General features: G+C 64.9%; 12 protein-coding genes and 2 tRNA genes. 9 read left to right on the top strand and 5 right to left on the bottom strand.

Annotated elements, in window-relative coordinates; translation table 11 throughout:
* Positions 1-18 precede the first annotated feature (18 nt).
* Positions 19-789 carry a 3-hydroxybutyrate dehydrogenase gene (locus BLW05_RS02490; protein WP_093159234.1) on the bottom strand — a complete coding sequence of 257 codons (771 nt, stop codon included), beginning with the start codon at positions 787-789 and terminating at the stop codon, positions 19-21.
* A 147-nt stretch (positions 790-936) separates the two neighbouring features.
* Here BLW05_RS02490 and BLW05_RS02485 point away from each other — a divergent pair, with 147 nt between their 5' ends.
* The 5 genes from BLW05_RS02485 to rimO all read left to right on the top strand — a co-directional run bounded on the left by BLW05_RS02485 (position 937) and on the right by rimO (position 5,941).
* Positions 937-3,177, top strand: coding sequence for a RelA/SpoT family protein (locus BLW05_RS02485; protein WP_093160412.1), 2,241 nt, complete (start codon positions 937-939; stop codon positions 3,175-3,177).
* A 48-nt stretch (positions 3,178-3,225) separates the two neighbouring features.
* Positions 3,226-3,302, top strand: a tRNA-Val gene (locus BLW05_RS02480).
* Between the two features lie 192 nt (positions 3,303-3,494).
* Entirely contained in the window at positions 3,495-3,863 is a 369-nt protein-coding gene (locus BLW05_RS02475) for a hypothetical protein (protein ID WP_093159231.1), read from the top strand.
* 74 nt (positions 3,864-3,937) lie between these two features.
* Positions 3,938-4,495, top strand: a complete 558-nt coding sequence (phaR, locus tag BLW05_RS02470) for a polyhydroxyalkanoate synthesis repressor PhaR (protein WP_371126907.1) — start codon at positions 3,938-3,940, stop codon at positions 4,493-4,495.
* 39 nt (positions 4,496-4,534) lie between these two features.
* Positions 4,535-5,941, top strand: a complete 1,407-nt coding sequence (gene rimO, locus BLW05_RS02465; protein WP_093159229.1) for a 30S ribosomal protein S12 methylthiotransferase RimO — start codon at positions 4,535-4,537, stop codon at positions 5,939-5,941.
* A gap of 78 nt (positions 5,942-6,019) precedes the next feature.
* Here rimO and BLW05_RS02460 read toward each other — a convergent pair.
* Positions 6,020-6,104: transfer RNA gene (locus BLW05_RS02460), tRNA-Leu, on the bottom strand.
* A 27-nt stretch (positions 6,105-6,131) separates the two neighbouring features.
* Here BLW05_RS02460 and rnr point away from each other — a divergent pair.
* Both rnr and BLW05_RS02450 read left to right on the top strand, forming a co-directional pair.
* Positions 6,132-8,423: a ribonuclease R gene (gene rnr / locus BLW05_RS02455; protein WP_256329979.1), complete on the top strand. Its 2,292-nt coding sequence runs from the start codon at positions 6,132-6,134 to the stop codon at positions 8,421-8,423.
* Between the two features lie 15 nt (positions 8,424-8,438).
* Positions 8,439-9,200 carry an SDR family oxidoreductase gene (locus BLW05_RS02450; RefSeq protein ID WP_093159226.1) on the top strand — a complete coding sequence of 254 codons (762 nt, stop codon included), beginning with the start codon at positions 8,439-8,441 and terminating at the stop codon, positions 9,198-9,200.
* Positions 9,201-9,204: 4 nt separating this feature from the next.
* On the opposite strand, the gene BLW05_RS02445 is transcribed toward BLW05_RS02450, so the two are convergent.
* The 3 genes from BLW05_RS02445 to BLW05_RS02435 are packed head-to-tail and all read right to left on the bottom strand — an operon-like array spanning position 9,205 to position 13,329.
* Positions 9,205-10,674: an NAD(P)H-hydrate dehydratase gene (locus BLW05_RS02445; RefSeq protein ID WP_093159224.1), complete on the bottom strand. Its 1,470-nt coding sequence runs from the start codon at positions 10,672-10,674 to the stop codon at positions 9,205-9,207.
* An 18-nt stretch (positions 10,675-10,692) separates the two neighbouring features.
* Positions 10,693-11,949, bottom strand: a complete 1,257-nt coding sequence (locus BLW05_RS02440; protein WP_093159221.1) for a D-amino acid dehydrogenase — start codon at positions 11,947-11,949, stop codon at positions 10,693-10,695.
* Between the two features lie 51 nt (positions 11,950-12,000).
* Positions 12,001-13,329, bottom strand: a complete 1,329-nt coding sequence (locus tag BLW05_RS02435; RefSeq protein WP_093159219.1) for an amidase — start codon at positions 13,327-13,329, stop codon at positions 12,001-12,003.
* Positions 13,330-13,536: 207 nt separating this feature from the next.
* On the opposite strand from BLW05_RS02435, the gene rpsB reads away from it, so the two are divergent.
* Together rpsB and tsf are read left to right on the top strand one after the other, a co-directional pair.
* A complete protein-coding gene (gene rpsB / locus BLW05_RS02430; protein WP_093159216.1) occupies positions 13,537-14,292 on the top strand; it encodes a 30S ribosomal protein S2 in 756 nt (251 codons plus the stop codon).
* 109 nt (positions 14,293-14,401) lie between these two features.
* Positions 14,402-15,328 carry a translation elongation factor Ts gene (gene tsf / locus BLW05_RS02425; protein WP_093159214.1) on the top strand — a complete coding sequence of 309 codons (927 nt, stop codon included), beginning with the start codon at positions 14,402-14,404 and terminating at the stop codon, positions 15,326-15,328.
* The last annotated feature ends 62 nt before the right edge of the window (positions 15,329-15,390 follow it).

Genomic DNA, 15,390 nt, shown 5'->3' with positions numbered 1-15,390 from the left:
CTGGACCGTAGCGGACGCTTACTGGGCGGTCCAGCCGCCGTCGACCTGCCAGGCGACGCCGCGGACCTGATCGGCTGCCGGCGAGCACAGGAACACGGCCAGCCCGCCCAGCTGATCGACCGTGGTGAACTGCAGCGAGGGCTGCTTTTCGCCGAGCAGGTCCTTCTGGGCCTGCGCGACCGAGATGCCTTCGCGTGCGGCGCGGTCGTCGATCTGCTTCTGCACCAGCGGCGTCAGCACCCAGCCGGGGCAGATGGCGTTGCAGGTCACGCCAGTGGTCGCGGTTTCGAGTGCGACCGTCTTCGTGAACCCGACGATGCCGTGCTTGGCCGCGACGTAGGCCGACTTCTGCGCCGAAGCGACGAGCCCATGCGCCGACGCGATGTTGATGACTCGGCCCCAGTTGGCCCGGCGCATCGCAGGAATGGCGAGGCGGGTGGTGTGGAATGCGCTCGTGAGATTGATCGCGATGATCGCGTCCCAGCGCTCCGGCGGAAAGTCCTCGACGTTCGCGACGTGCTGGATGCCGGCGTTGTTCACGAGCACGTCCACACGGTCGAATTTCGAGGCGGCGAACTTCATCATGTCTGCGATCTGGTCGGGCTTGCTCATGTCGGCGCCGTGGTATTCGACCTTGACGCCCAGCGCTGCGACCTCGGCGCGCGGCTGTTCGGAATCGCCGAAGCCATTGAGAACGATGTTTGCGCCTTGTTGTGCAAGCGCCTTGGCGATTCCAAGGCCGATGCCACTGGTGGACCCCGTGACGAGCGCGGTTTTGCCTTTGAGCATGATGGTGGACTCCGGTTGAAGTAGGATGCAACGAGACCATTATCTTCATCGCGACTTCGCTTTCGACATGACCGCGCCAGCCCTTCATCACGCCCTCCGTGAGGCTTGCCGGATGGCAAGGCGATCCGATTTCCGGCGATCGACACCGTGAAGCGCGAGCAAACCAGCCTGCAGGCGTCATCCACGCCGGAGTCGATCTTGGTCGACTATCCGCTGTCCGCCGCAACGGCGGAGCGGACGCCGGTGATGGAGAACATGCTCGCGCGCGCACGCGCATTCGCCGAGCCGCTGATCGCCGACGAAACGCTGGACACCGGCGAGAACACGCTGGCGCATGCCGATGCCGTGGCGCACATCGTCGCGTCGATGGGCGGCTCCGAAGCGATGCAGGCGGCGAGCTACCTTGTCTACTCGTGCCAGCACCTGAACCGCCCGCAGGAAGTCATCGCGAAGGTCTTCGGCGACAACTTCGCTGCGCTCGCCGTCGAGACGACAAAGCTGGTGTATGTCCAGAAGCAGGCGCGTTCGGCCGCGGCCAGCGGCCATCTGAGCGAAAGCGCGGGCACGCAGACGGAGAACGTGCGCAAGATGCTGCTGGCCTTCTCGCGCGATCTGCGCGTGGTCATGCTCCGGCTGGCATCCAGGCTCCAGACGCTGCGCTATGCAGCGGCATCCAAGCAACCTCCGCCCGAGAACGTCGCGCGCGAATCGCTGCAGGTGTTCGCGCCGCTGGCCAACCGCCTGGGCATCTGGCAGGTGAAGTGGGAGATCGAGGACCTCTCGTTCCGCTTCCTCGAGCCGGAGACGTACAAGCTCATCGCGCGACTTCTCGAAGAGAAGCGCGTCGAGCGCGAAAGCTACGTCGAGCAGTTGCGCACGCGCCTCGAGCGCGAGCTGGCCGCCGAGGGCATCAAGGCCAAGGTGCAGGGCCGGCCGAAGAACATCTACAGCATCGTCAAGAAGATGCGCGGCAAGTCGCTCGACTTCGAACAGGTCTTCGACATCATGGCGCTGCGCGTGATCGTGGGCGACGTCAAGGATTGCTATGCGGCGCTTGCGTGGGTGCACTCGCACTTCCAGCCGATCGACGCGGAGTTCGACGACTACATTGCGCGGCCCAAGCCCAACGGCTATCAGTCGTTGCATACGGTGGTGCGCGATGTGATCGGCGGCCGTGCGGGCAAGCCGATCGAGATCCAGATCCGCACGGAGGAAATGCACGACCATGCCGAGCATGGCGTGGCCGCGCACTGGGCCTACAAGGAGGCTGGCCAGAAAGGTTATGCCGGCGTGTGGGCGACGGGCGAGTACGACGCGAAGATCGCTGTGCTCAGGCAGCTCCTTGCCTGGGAGCGCGATCTGTCCGGCGGGCAACAGGGGCAGGGGCTTTTCGACGACCGCATCTACGTGCTGACACCCGATGCCGCCATCGTCGAGTTGCCGCAGGGCGCGACGGCCGTCGATTTCGCGTACACGGTCCATACCAGCCTCGGCCATCGCTGCCGCGGTGCGCGCGTCGACGGCGTGATGGTGCCGCTCAACACGCCGCTGCAGAACGGCCAGACGGTCGAGATCATTGCGGCGAAGGAGGGTGGTCCGTCGCGCGACTGGCTCAACGCCGAGCTGGGCTATCTGGTGAGCCATCGGGCGCGGGCGAAGGTCAGGGCCTGGTTCAACGCGCAGATCACGCACGAGACGGTGGCGCGCGGTCGCGAGGCGGTCGAACGGCTCCTGCAGCGCGAAGGAAAGACGGCGCTCAAGCTGGACGACCTCGCGTCCCAGCTCGGCTTCAAGTCGGCGGACAACCTGTTCGAGGTGGTCGGCAAGGACGAGTTTTCGCTGCGCAATATCGAGCTGCTGTTGCGTCCACCCGAGCCACCGGCCAGTCCCGACGACGGCGTCGTCATCAAGAAGGCGCGCGGCAGCGAACAGGCCAGACGCGGCGGCGTGCTGGTGGTCGGTGTGTCTTCGCTGATGACGCAGCTTGCCAAGTGCTGCAAGCCGGCGCCCCCCGACGCGATCCGCGGCTTCGTCACGAAGGGGCACGGCGTGAGCATCCATCGCGCCAACTGCAGCAACTTCAGGTCGATGGCGAGCCAGAACGCGGAGCGCGTGATCGACGTCGAGTGGGGTGCGCAGAAGGGCGACGGCGCCGCGGTCTATGCGGTCGATGTCGCGATCGAAGCCGCGGATCGACAGGGCTTGCTGCGCGATATCTCCGACGTGTTCGCGCGCGAGAAGATGAATGTGATCGGCGTGCAGACGCAGTCCGTCAAGGGGACGGCTTGGATGACTTTCACCGTCGAGATCGCCGATGCCGCGCGGCTCGCGCAGGTGCTCACGGTGGTTGCTTCGGTGATCGGTGTGCGTTCTGTGCGACGTCGGTGAAAAGAGGCTCGAAAAAGCCTGCTATACTCTCATCTCTCGAATACACACAGGCGCGTAGCTCAGCTGGTTAGAGCACCACCTTGACATGGTGGGGGTCGTTGGTTCGAGTCCAATCGCGCCTACCAATTTACTTGGTCAAGTCTGATTAACCACCAGACGCAAACTGATCAAGTCCTTCTCCCTCCTTCCCGTTTCTCCTCCCCGATTCACGCTTTGGATCGCTTATCGGTCTATGGCCTTCGGGTGACTGGCGGCTGCGGCGTCAGATGTGGTAACTTGCCGCTCGTCACCTCAATGCACTCGACTCCAGGGAACAGATGAACACCCCCGCCGCCGAGATCGATCCAACGCTAGAAGAACTTCGCATCGCGGCGCTGGTGCGGCAGGCACCGCTCGAATTCGCGCGGGTGGTCTACGGACTCAACGACCGGGCCAACGGCCGTGCCGGCACCATGGCGGCGGAGGAAGTGGCGCGCACCCTTCGTCAGGGGACTCCGGTGACCCGCGAGCGGGCCGAGCAGCGCGCACGCGCCTATCTGCCGGTCGCGGGGCAGGAACACTGTCCGCGGTGCTGGGTGTTCAACGGCATCAAGAGCCCGCTGCAGTACCGGGAGGCCACGGACGAGCGCCCCGAGACGGGCACCTGCAAGATCTGCGGCGCCGAGTACGCGACATCGCTGGACTGACGCCTTCTTTTCGGTCAGGGTAAACCTTGGCGCGGCGCAATATGGCCGCTCCCTAGAATCGTTTGCACGCCCTGATGCGAAATTCGAAGGAGTCCCTAGTGCAGAGCAAGAAGTCCGGTGTCAAGCCGGTCCAGCGGGTGATCAAGAAGTATCCGAACCGAAGGCTCTACGACACGGAAACCTCCAGCTACATCACGCTTGCCGAGGTGAAGCAGCTTGTCATGAACAAGGAGTCCTTCGTCGTGCGAGATGCCAAGACCGGCGACGATCTGACGCGCAGCATCCTTCTGCAGGTCATCCTCGAGGAGGAGGCTGGCGGCGCGCCGATGTTCACAGAGCAGGTGCTTGCCAGCATCATCCGGTTCTATGGCCAAGCCATGCAGGGCTACATGGGCCCGTATCTGGAAAAGAACATCCAGGCGATGGCCGAGGTGCAGGCCCAACTCGCGGAAAAGGCCGAGAGCCTGACGCCGGAAATGTGGGCCCGTTTCATGACGCTTCAATCGCCGATGCTGCAGGGGCTGATGGGCAACTACGTCGAACAGTCCAAGAATGTCTTCCTGCAGATGCAGGAGCAGATGCAGAAGAACACCGAGCAAGTCCTGGGCGCATTCGGTATCAAGCGTCCCTGAATGCCGCGTGCCGGCCGATAGCTGGGACAATACGGGGATATGAGCGAAGTAGCCTCCCCCGATAGCACGACCCTGCCGACTGCCCCCAAGATCGGCTTTGTGAGCCTTGGCTGCCCCAAGGCGTTGACTGATTCAGAACTCATCCTGACCCAACTGAGCGCAGAGGGCTACCAGACCTCGAAGACCTTCGAAGGCGCCGACCTCGTCATCGTGAACACCTGCGGCTTCATCGACGATGCCGTCAAGGAAAGCCTCGACACGATCGGCGAGGCCCTCGCCGAGAACGGCCGGGTGATCGTCACCGGCTGCCTGGGCGCGAAGACGGGCGAGCAGGGTGGCAACCTGGTGCGCGAGATGCACCCGAGCGTGCTGGCCGTGACCGGCCCCCATGCAACCCAGGAAGTGATGGATGCCGTTCACGCGAACCTGCCGAAGCCGCACGATCCTTTCATCGATCTGGTGCCGCAGGCGTTCGGCATCGCGGGGCTGAAGCTCACGCCGCGCCATTACGCTTATCTCAAGATCAGCGAGGGCTGCAATCACCGTTGCACCTTCTGCATCATCCCGTCGATGCGCGGCGACCTCGTGTCGCGGCCGGTCGGCGATGTGTTGTCTGAGGCGAAGGCTTTGTTCGAGGGGGGTGTCAAGGAACTCCTGGTGATCAGCCAGGACACTTCGGCCTACGGCGTTGACGTGAAGTACCGGACGGGCTTCTGGGACGGAAAGCCGGTCAAGACGCGCATGCTCGAACTGGTGCGCACGCTCGGCGAGATCGCCGCGCCCTACGGTGCGTGGGTTCGGCTGCACTACGTCTATCCGTACCCCAGCGTCGACGAGATCATTCCGTTGATGGCAGAAGGCAAGGTTCTGCCGTACCTCGACGTGCCGTTGCAGCACAGTCATCCCGATGTCCTGCGTCGCATGAAGCGGCCGGCCAGCGGGGAGAAGAATCTCGAGCGCATTGCCCGCTGGCGCGAGGTCTGCCCGGAACTGGTGATTCGCAGCACCTTCATTGCCGGCTTCCCCGGAGAGACAGAAGAGGAGTTCGAGCACTTGCTCGACTTCATCCGTGAAGCCGAGATCGACCGCGCGGGATGCTTCGCCTACAGCCCGGTCGCCGGTGCCTCTGCCAACGACATTCCGGGCATGCTGCCCGAAGCCGAGAGAGAGGCGCGGCGCGCGCGTTTCATGGAGGTCGCCGAGGCGGTCTCCATCGCCAGGCTGCAAAGACGCATCGGTGCCACGATGCAGGTTCTCGTGGATTCAGCGCCCGCGATGGGACGCAAGGGCGGCGTCGGCCGCAGCTACGCGGACGCGCCGGAGATCGACGGCACCGTGCGGCTGCTGCCGCCGGAGAAGATCAGCAAGACAATGAAGGTCGGTGAGTTCACCCGTGCACGCATCGTGGGTGCGGAGGGCCACGACCTGATCGCGCTGCCGATTTGATGCTGCAAAGCCCCAAGAAAAAAGCCACCGGAGACCGGTGGCTTGAATCGAAGAACCCACAAGGGGTGTATTTAAACTTGGTGCCCAGAAGAGGACTCGAACCTCCACGATGTTACTCGCTAGTACCTGAAACTAGTGCGTCTACCAATTCCGCCATCTGGGCCCACATATCTGCCGAAGCAGTTATGTTTTGAATTTCAGGAAAGAAGGAGATCATATCAAAAATTTTGGCCATTCCGGCGGACTGCTGGATGAATTTGAAGGAACGGTTCTCGGACATCGCGATGGACACGGGTTCGTGCAGCGCGATGACGGTGAAGCCGACATCTATCTGCCCCCGAACGAGATGCGTGCGGTGCTGCACAAGGATCGCGTCAAGGCGCGTGTCGTGCGGCTCGATCGACGTGGTCGGCCCGAGGGCCGTGTGGTCGAGATCCTCGAGCGCCCGGAGCAACCCATCATCGGCCGCCTTCTGCATGAAGGTGGCGTGTGGCTCGTGGCGCCGGAGGACAAGCGCTACGGGCAGGACGTGCTGATCCCCAAGGGCGCGACCGGTACCGCGAAGGTCGGGCAGGTCGTGGTCGTGCAACTGACCGAGCCGCCTGCACTCTTCGGCCAACCCGTGGGTCGCGTGAAGGAAGTGCTCGGCGAAATCGACGACCCCGGCATGGAAATCGAGATCGCGGTTCGCAAGTACGGCGTGCCGCACGAGTTCTCCGAAGCATGTCTTGCTGAAGCGAAGGCGCTGCCCGACAAGGTCCGGCCCGCGGACAAGAAGGGCCGCATCGATCTCACCGACATTCCACTGGTCACCATCGACGGCGAGGACGCGCGCGACTTCGACGATGCCGTGTACTGCGAGCCTGCGAAGGTCGGTCGTGGCAAGGGATGGCGTCTGCTGGTGGCGATTGCGGACGTCAGCGCCTATGTGCAGACCGGATCGGCCATCGACATCGATGCCTACGATCGTGCGACCAGCGTGTACTTCCCGCGGCGTGTGATCCCGATGCTGCCGGAGAAACTGTCGAACGGGCTTTGCTCGCTCAACCCCGAGGTCGAGCGGCTGTGCATGGTCTGCGACATGCTCGTGGCGGCCGATGGCGAGATCTACGCCTATCAGTTCTATCCCGCGGTCATGTGGAGCCATGCGCGCTTCACCTACACCGAGGTCGCGGCGATTCTCGGCAACACGCGCGGGCCCGAGGCGCAGAAGCGCAAGGACCGCGTCAAGGACCTGTTGAATCTGCACGACGTGTACCGCGCGCTGCTGGGCCAGCGTTCGAAGCGTGGCGCGGTGGACTTCGAGACGACGGAGACGCAGATCATCTGCGACGAGGCCGGGCGCATCGAGAAGATCGTGCCGCGCACGCGCAACGAGGCGCATCGCCTCATCGAAGAAGCCATGCTCGCCGCCAACGTCTGCAGCGCGGACTTCATCGCCGAAGGCAAGCACCCTGGCCTGTACCGCGTGCACGAAGGGCCGACGCCGGAGAAGAAGGAGATCCTCCGCGGCTACCTCAAGGCAATGGGCGTCGGGCTCTCGATCACCGACGATCCGAAGCCCGGTGAGTTCCAGGCGATCGCCGATGCGACCAAGGAGCGACCGGATGCGCAGCAGATCCATACGATGCTGCTGCGTTCCATGCAGCAGGCGATCTACACGCCCATCAACAGTGGTCACTTCGGCCTGGCGTATGAGGCGTACACGCACTTCACGAGCCCGATCCGGCGCTATCCGGACCTGCTGGTGCATCGCGTGATCAAGGCGATCCTTGGCCGGACCAAGTACCAGTTGCCGATGTTGCCGACGCCGGGTGAGGCGCATGCCAAGCTCGCAAAGCGCCTGGCTTCGCGCGTGAAGTCGCCAAGCGCCAAGCCGCAGAAGGCCAATGTCGCGCCGAGCAAGGAAGTACAGGCCTGGGAGGCCGCCGGCCTGCACTGCAGCGCCAACGAGCGTCGTGCCGATGAGGCCAGTCGGGATGTGGAAGCCTGGCTGAAGTGCAAGTACATGCGCGAGCATCTCGGCGAGGAATACGGCGGCGTGGTGACCGCGGCCACCACTTTCGGCATCTTCGTCACGCTCGATGCGATGTACGTCGAAGGCCTGGTGCACATCACCGAACTCGGCGGCGAGTACTTCAAGTTCGACGAGCAGCGCCAGGAGCTGCGCGGTGAACGCACGGGGATCCGCTACGCGATCGGCACGCGCGTACGCGTGCAGGTCAGCCGCGTCGACCTGGACGGCCGCAAGATCGATTTCCGGCTGGTGCGCGAAGGCGAGGAACTCGCGGCGCGTGCGATGAAGGACAAGGGTGCCGCGCCGAGCGGGGTGCCCGTCAAAGCCTCCGCCAAGCGCAGCGCGCGCAAGAAGCCCGAAGCCGTCGAACGGAGCGAACGCGCGCCAAAGTCGGCGATGCAAGCCTTCAAGACTGCGGTCAAGAAGGCGGCCAACAAGATGAAAGGGCGCAAGACGCGCCGTTGACCCAAGGAGATTTGAATGAGCGTTGAAAAGAAGAGCCGTGTCGCGATCGTCACGGGTGCGGGGAGCGGCATTGGAAAAGCGGCTGCACTGGCCTTGCTCGGCGATGGATGGAGCGTCGCGCTGGCCGGCCGCCGCCTCGAACCGCTGGAGCAGGTGGCCAAGGAGTCGGGCGCGGGTGCACGGGCGTTCGCGGTGCCGACCGACGTTGCCAACCCTGAATCGGTGCAGGCGCTGTTCGCTTCGGCGGTGGAGCGCTTCGGCCGAGTCGATCTGCTGTTCAACAACGCTGGCGTGGGCAATCCGCCCGGACCGTTCGAGGACTGGACGCCGGAGCAGTGGCGCGGCGTCGTCGACATCAACCTGAACGGCATGTTCTATTGCATCCAGCAGGCCTTCCGCACGATGCGTTCGCAAACGCCGCGCGGCGGCCGCATCATCAACAACGGATCGATCTCGGCCACGACGCCGCGGCCGAATTCAATGGCCTACACGTCGACCAAGCACGCGGTCGAAGGCCTGACCAAAACGGCTTCGCTGGATGGGCGCAAGCACGACATCGCGGTGGGCCAGATCGATGTGGGCAATGCACTGACCGAACTCGCGGCGCGCATGACCAAGGGTGTCCCGCAGGCCAGCGGCGAGATCGCGATCGAGCCGACCATGGATGTGTCGATCGTCGGGCAGTCGGTGCTCTACATGGCCAATCTGCCGTTGGACGCCAACGTGCTCTTCCACACGGTGATGGCGACCAAGATGCCCTTCGTGGGCCGCGGCTGATCGTTCAGCGGGCGACAGGCGGGCAGCCGCCGGCGAGCGCACCTGCTGTGAGCGGGACCTCGTCCGGCCAGCGATCCGCCAGGTCGCCGTGGCGCCAGACGGCCTCGCAGGCTGCCGCCATCGGCGCGAGGCCGGCAGCGAGTGCTGCACCCACCATGCCGGCGAGCACGTCGCCGGTGCCGGCCGTCGCCAGTCGCGCATTGCCGGTCGGGTTGATCACCGGGATTCCGTCGGGCTGCGCTATCACCGTGCCCGAACCTTTCAGCGCCACGATCGCGCCGAACCGCTTTGCGAGTTCGTGCGCCGCCGCGAGGCGGTCGCGCTGAACCTCGCCGGTGTTCGAGCCCAGCAGCCGAGCCGCTTCGAGTGGGTGGGGCGTCAGAACCGTCGAGGGGCCAGATGAGGCGCGGGCCTTCAACAGGCCCTGCAGCGCGGGATCCGCGGCGATGCAGTTGAGCGCATCCGCATCGAGAACCAACGTATCGGCGGTCCGGAGGATGTGCGGCAGCAGTTCGCCCACCGCGGCGCCACCTCCACATCCGCTCACGACGGTCATGCCCGAGAGGTCAAGCGTGTCGGCTCGGCGGAACATGAGCTCGGGCCGCACCTGATCGAGTGCCGGCGCGCCAGGATCGAGCAGCGCAACGAACACTCGCCCTGCGCCAGCGTTGAGGGCTGCAGATCCTGCGAGCAAGGCGGCGCCGGCCATTCCAGGTGCGCCGCCAATCACGGCGACGTCGCCGTAGCTTCCTTTGTGCGAGGCGTGCTGCCGCAGCAAAGCGGCGGGGATGCCGGGCAACCGGGCTGTCGGGGGCTCGACGATGTCCGCTATGCCGAGATCGTCGAACCACACCTCGCCAGCGGCATCGCGGCCGTGGGCCGTGAAAAGCCCGGGCTTGAGCGTCAGCAGGCTCAAACAAACGCGGCGGACCTGCGCACTCCCGGCTTGCAGGTAGTTCTCGGCCAAAACGCCCGTATCGGCGTCTAGCCCGGACGGCGTATCGATGTTGAGCACCGGTGCGACGCCGCTGGCCATCTGGCGAAGCCAGTCGAGCATCGCGCCTGACGGTGGGCGGACGGACCCGATCCCGAGCAGGGCATCCACTGCAAGTTCGTAGTGCGTCGGTGGCGTTTCGGCAAAGATGACGCCCGCCTCCTGTGCGCGCCGGAGCGAAGCTTGCGCATCGGCCGGGAGCCGGTCGTCCTCCCCGATGCGGGTGACGACCGTCCTGAAGCCGCGCCGCTGAAGCTGGGCTGCCGCCTCGAAGCCGTCGCCCCCGTTGTTGCCGGGTCCGCAGGCCACCCAGATGACACGCGCATGCGGCGCCAGCGCCATCGCGAGCCGGGCCACGGCCAGCCCTGCGCGCTGCATCAGCGTGTGCGGCGGCAGTGCCTTGGCAGCCGTTTCCTCGATCCGGCGCGTGGCTGCGATGTCGAACAGGTCGGCGGCGGTGGCGGCGGTGATGCGAAGCATGCGGCAGTCCTCGTCGGGTCAGTGTTCCAGCAGGCGCTCCATCCCGAGACCCTCGAGATCGATGCCGGGGTCGCGGCCCTCCATGAGGTCCGCCAGAACCCGCGCGCTGCCGCACGAGAGGGCCCAACCGCTCGATCCGTGGCCGAGGTTCAGCCAGACGCCCGGTATGCCGCTGCGGCCGATGATCGGCGGCCCATCCGGCAGCATCGGCCGAGCACCTTTCCATTGCTGCACACCCGAGCGAAGCGTCACCGCGCCGGGAAACCAGTCCTGGAGCACCTTGTAGAGCGTCTGCAGCGAAGCCGGGTTGATGGTTCCCAATGAGCCGCCGATCTCTGCGCTCCCCGCGACGCGCACCCTGAGGCCGAGCCTGGAGATCGCGACCTTGTACCGCTCGTCCATCACCGCACTGCGAGGCGCGCTCAGCGGTTCCCGGATGTTGGCACTGATCGAATGCCCATAGACCGGGGCCAGCGGTACGCGCAGTCCCAGCGGTCTGAGCAAGTCCGCGGAGGCAACGCCGGCGCAGACCACTACCGCGTCGAAGCGGTGACTCTCGGAGCCGGCCGCGAGCGAAATCTCGGTGGGGGCGGCACGCTTGAGTGGCGCCAGGTCGCAGTTGAAATGGAACTGGGCACCCAGCGCCTCGGCTTCCCACTTCAGCAGCTGCGCGAACTGCCGGCAGTTGGCCACCTCGTCGTCCGGCAGATAGATGGCGCCGGCGAGGGCGGTGTCGGCATTCAGCGCCGGCTCGATCTTGCGGGCCTCGTCGGCGTCGATCTCCTGGAACTTGGTTCCGGCTGTGCGCAGCACGTCGAGGCCGGCCTGCACCAGCTTCTTCTCGCGCTTGGAGCGCATCAGCACCAGATAACCGTCGCTGCGCTCATAGTCGAGTTCGCAAGCTTCGGTGATGGCATGAAGGCGCGTGCGGCTGTAGAAGGCGAGCCGCTGCAGTCGCGTGCGATTGGCCAGGTAGGTTTCGAGCTTGCACGCGCGCTGCCAGTGCGCCATCCAGCGCATGTCGCGCATCGACAGCGGCCAGCGCAGCTTGACCGCGCCGTGCGTGGACAGAAGGGAGCGAAGCACCTTGCCGCGCATGCCCGGGGCCGCCCACGGAGTGACGTAGCCCGGTGCGACGACGCCCGCGTTGGCAAAACTCGATTCCTCGGCCGCGGCACCGCGGCGGTCGAAGACCATGACTTCATGGCCGTCCGAGGCCAACTCCCACGCAGTGGTGACGCCGATGATGCCGGCGCCCACGATCGCTACTTTCATTCGGTACTTTGCAGATATTGATTTGGCGTCCTGGCGCGGTATCGGGTCAGATCACCGGCCGGCGAGCACCTGCTCCGCCTGCAGCGCCGCGGCCAGCACCCCGTCGTCGCGAAGCGCTGCGTGCCAGATCATCAGGCCGACCGGCAACTCGCCATGGGCGTGGCACGGAATCGAGATGGCGCAGCCGTCGAGCATGTTGACGACGGCAGGATTGCGCAGAAGCAGCGCATTGATGCGGAAGAACGCCTCGTCGCGCTCCGCTCCCGGCGCCACGCTCGCGATGGTCGGAGCGGTGATCGGCACCGTCGGCGACAGCACCGCGTCGAAAGGTGCGAGCGCCTGTTCCATGCGGGCGATCCAGTGTCGTCGGGCGTGGCAGAGATCGATGTACTCATGGGCCCTCATCGTCGCGCCCTTGAGGATGCGCTGCGCGACGCGCGGGTCGTACCCTGCGCCGCTGCGCTCCAGCAGATGGCGGTGCCAGGCGTAGGACTCCGCCGCGGAGAAACCCCCCGTGGCATTGATCGCCGGCAGGTCCGCCAGCGCCGGGAGGCTGATTTCGGTGATCTGCGCGCCCGCGTTTCGCAGCGTGCGGAGCGTCCGCTCGAAGGCTGTGCCAACGGCGGCGTCCATTTCATTCTGGAAAAGGTCTCTCGAGACTGCGAACCGGTAGGTCGCCAGCGACGCGTTTCCCGCGATGACGCGACGGTTCGCGAGGATTTCGTGCGCGGTGATCGCATCGCGGACCGACCGTGTCATCGCGCACACCGTGTCGAGCGTCGTCGACAACGGGAGAGCGCCGTCTGTGGGAACGAGTCGTGCGGTGTTCTTGAACCCCACGATCCCGTTGAGTGCGGCGGGAATCCGGATCGACCCACCGGTATCCGAGCCCAGCCCGATGAACGCTGCGCCTGTTGCAACGGACACCGCGGCGCCGGAGGACGAGCCGCCCGGAATGCGCGGCGTTCCAGGATCGCTCGGATTGGCTGGCGTTCCGTGGTGGGGATTGATTCCAACGCCCGAGAAGGCGAATTCCGTCATGTTCGTCCTGCCGAGCAGGACGCCTCCGGCGGCGCGCAGACGTGCGACCGCGACGGCATCGGCCTTCGCCGCCGGTGCATGGGACAGCACTGTCGAGCCGGCGGGCGTCGGCTGGCCAGCGACGTCGAAAAGATCCTTGGCCGTGAAGGCGAGCCCCGCCAAGGGCAGTTCCGGCCGGGCCTCTGTCGCTTTGCGCCTGGCCTCGTCGAAAAGGGTGCGCGTGAAGACATGCTCGCAGGCTGCCGATTCGGCCGCGGCGATGGAGTGCTCCATTTCGGTGCGTGCGTCGGAGGCGCCCGTCGTCAGGGTGTGGCGGGCGGCGTGCAGGTCGAGGCGCATGTCGGGAGGGGATGAGGCGGGGTGGACGGGGGCGCGTGCTATACTCTTTGGGTTTCGCTCCGGGTACTTTTACTCACGTTTTCTGGTGTTTTCCCAGCGTCCCAGAGTGAAGCGCATCCGCAAACCAGCCCAATCAAGGTGTTGTGAGGTCTCAATGAGGCGCACAAAACGGGCTGGATTTTAGACCCAACCTTTGGAGTTATCTCTATGTCGACCACCATGCGCGAAATGCTGGAAGCCGGCGTCCATTTCGGACACCAAACCCGCTTCTGGAACCCCAAGATGGCCCCGTACATCTTCGGTCACCGCAACAAGATTCACATCATCAACCTGGAAAAGTCGCTCCCGATGTTCCAGGATGCGATGAAGTACGCCAAGCAACTCACCGCCAATCGCGGCACGATCCTGATGGTTGGCACCAAGCGTCAAGCTCGTGAGATCGTTGCTGCCGAAGCGCGCCGCGCCGGCGTTCCCTACGTCGATACCCGCTGGCTCGGCGGCATGCTGACGAACTTCAAGACCGTCAAGACGTCGATCAAGCGTCTGAAGGACATGAAGGCCCAGCTCGAAGCCGGTCTCGACAGCCTGAGCAAGAAGGAACAGCTCACCTTCACGCGCGAAATCGAGAAGCTCGAGAAGGACATCGGCGGCATCCAGGACATGGGTGCGCTGCCGGACGCCATCTTCGTGATCGACGTCGGTTTCCACAAGATCGCCGTGGCCGAGGCCAAGAAGCTGGGCATCCCGCTCATCGGTGTGGTGGACTCCAACCACTCGCCCGAAGGCATCGACTACGTGATCCCGGGCAATGATGACTCGTCGAAGGCAGTCACGCTGTATGCGCGCGGCATCGCCGACGCGATCATCGAAGGCCGTGCGAACGCCGTCAGCGATGTGGTCAAGGCTGTGTCCGAAGGCAATTCCGACGAGTTCGTCGAGGTCGAAGAGGGCGCTTCCGCCTGATTTGTGCTCGTTCGAGCCTGAAGAAGGGGCCTCGAAGCCCCTTTTTTTTAATCTGATTTTCGTGACGCCCGCGAGGGGCGGCAACTGACAAACCGAACGGAGAATACACATGGCAACAATCACCGCAAGCATGGTCGCAGAGCTGCGCGCAAAGACCGACGCTCCGATGATGGAGTGCAAGAAGGCGCTCACCGAAGCCGACGGCAACATGGAAAAGGCCGAAGAGCTGCTGCGCATCAAGCTGGGCAACAAGGCGGGTAAGGCTTCGAGCCGCATCACGGCCGAAGGCGTGGTCGCCGCCTATGCCGAGGGCGACGCGGGTGCGATCGTCGAGATCAACTGCGAAACCGACTTCGTCTCCAAGAACGACAGCTTCCTGGCGTTTGCCAACGCTGCCGCCATGCTGGTCGCCAAGCACAATCCCGCGGACCTGAATGCGCTCGCCGCGCTGCCGTATGAGCAGGACAGCTTCGGCCCCACGCTCGAAGACGTTCGCAAGGGCCTGATCGGCAAGATCGGCGAGAACATGACGTTCCGCCGCTTCAAGCGCTTCGCTGGCAACGGCAAGCTGGCGACGTATCTCCACGGCACCCGCATCGGCGTGATGGTCGAGTTCGAAGGCGACGCAACCGCCGCCAAGGACGTTGCCATGCACGTCGCCGCGATGAAGCCCGTGGCGATCTCGTCGGCCGAGGTGCCGGCTGAGCTGATCGAGAAGGAACGTGCTGTCGCCGCCGGCAAGGCGGAAGAAGACCGCAAGGCCGCCGAAGCCGCCGGCAAGCAGCCGCAGCCCGCCGATATCGTCGCCAAGCGCGTCGAAGGCAGCGTGCAGAAGTACCTCAAGGAAGTGTCGCTGCACAACCAGCCGTTCGTGAAGAACGACAAGCAGACCGTCGAGCAGATGCTCAAGGCTGCCGGCACCACGATCAAGTCGTTCACGCTGTACGTGGTCGGCGAAGGCATCGAGAAGAAGGTCGATGACTTCGCGGCCGAAGTGGCTGCCCAGGTCGCGGCCGCGAAGGCTGCTGCAGCCTGAGTCAAGGCCAATCAGCGGCGGCGCGTCATGGCGTCGCCGCTGTTTCAATTCCACGTCATACA

This window comes from Variovorax sp. YR216 (assembly GCF_900107745.1).
Taxonomy (GTDB): domain Bacteria; phylum Pseudomonadota; class Gammaproteobacteria; order Burkholderiales; family Burkholderiaceae_C; genus Variovorax.
Note: the sequence above shows the minus strand (reverse complement) of the source record. Positions and strands in the feature narration are given on the sequence as shown.

Bases quoted from the DNA above. Each gene is read 5' to 3' on its own strand.
- BLW05_RS02490 (WP_093159234.1), bottom strand. From the start codon at position 789: ATGCTCAAAGGCAAAACCGCGCTCGTCACGGGGTCCACCAGTGGCATC.
- BLW05_RS02475 (WP_093159231.1), top strand. From the start codon at position 3,495: ATGAACACCCCCGCCGCCGAGATCGATCCAACGCTAGAAGAACTTCGC.
- phaR (WP_371126907.1), top strand. From the start codon at position 3,938: ATGCGAAATTCGAAGGAGTCCCTAGTGCAGAGCAAGAAGTCCGGTGTC.
- rimO (WP_093159229.1), top strand. From the start codon at position 4,535: ATGAGCGAAGTAGCCTCCCCCGATAGCACGACCCTGCCGACTGCCCCC.
- BLW05_RS02450 (WP_093159226.1), top strand. From the start codon at position 8,439: ATGAGCGTTGAAAAGAAGAGCCGTGTCGCGATCGTCACGGGTGCGGGG.
- BLW05_RS02445 (WP_093159224.1), bottom strand. From the start codon at position 10,674: ATGCTTCGCATCACCGCCGCCACCGCCGCCGACCTGTTCGACATCGCA.
- BLW05_RS02440 (WP_093159221.1), bottom strand. From the start codon at position 11,949: ATGAAAGTAGCGATCGTGGGCGCCGGCATCATCGGCGTCACCACTGCG.
- BLW05_RS02435 (WP_093159219.1), bottom strand. From the start codon at position 13,329: ATGCGCCTCGACCTGCACGCCGCCCGCCACACCCTGACGACGGGCGCC.
- rpsB (WP_093159216.1), top strand. From the start codon at position 13,537: ATGTCGACCACCATGCGCGAAATGCTGGAAGCCGGCGTCCATTTCGGA.
- tsf (WP_093159214.1), top strand. From the start codon at position 14,402: ATGGCAACAATCACCGCAAGCATGGTCGCAGAGCTGCGCGCAAAGACC.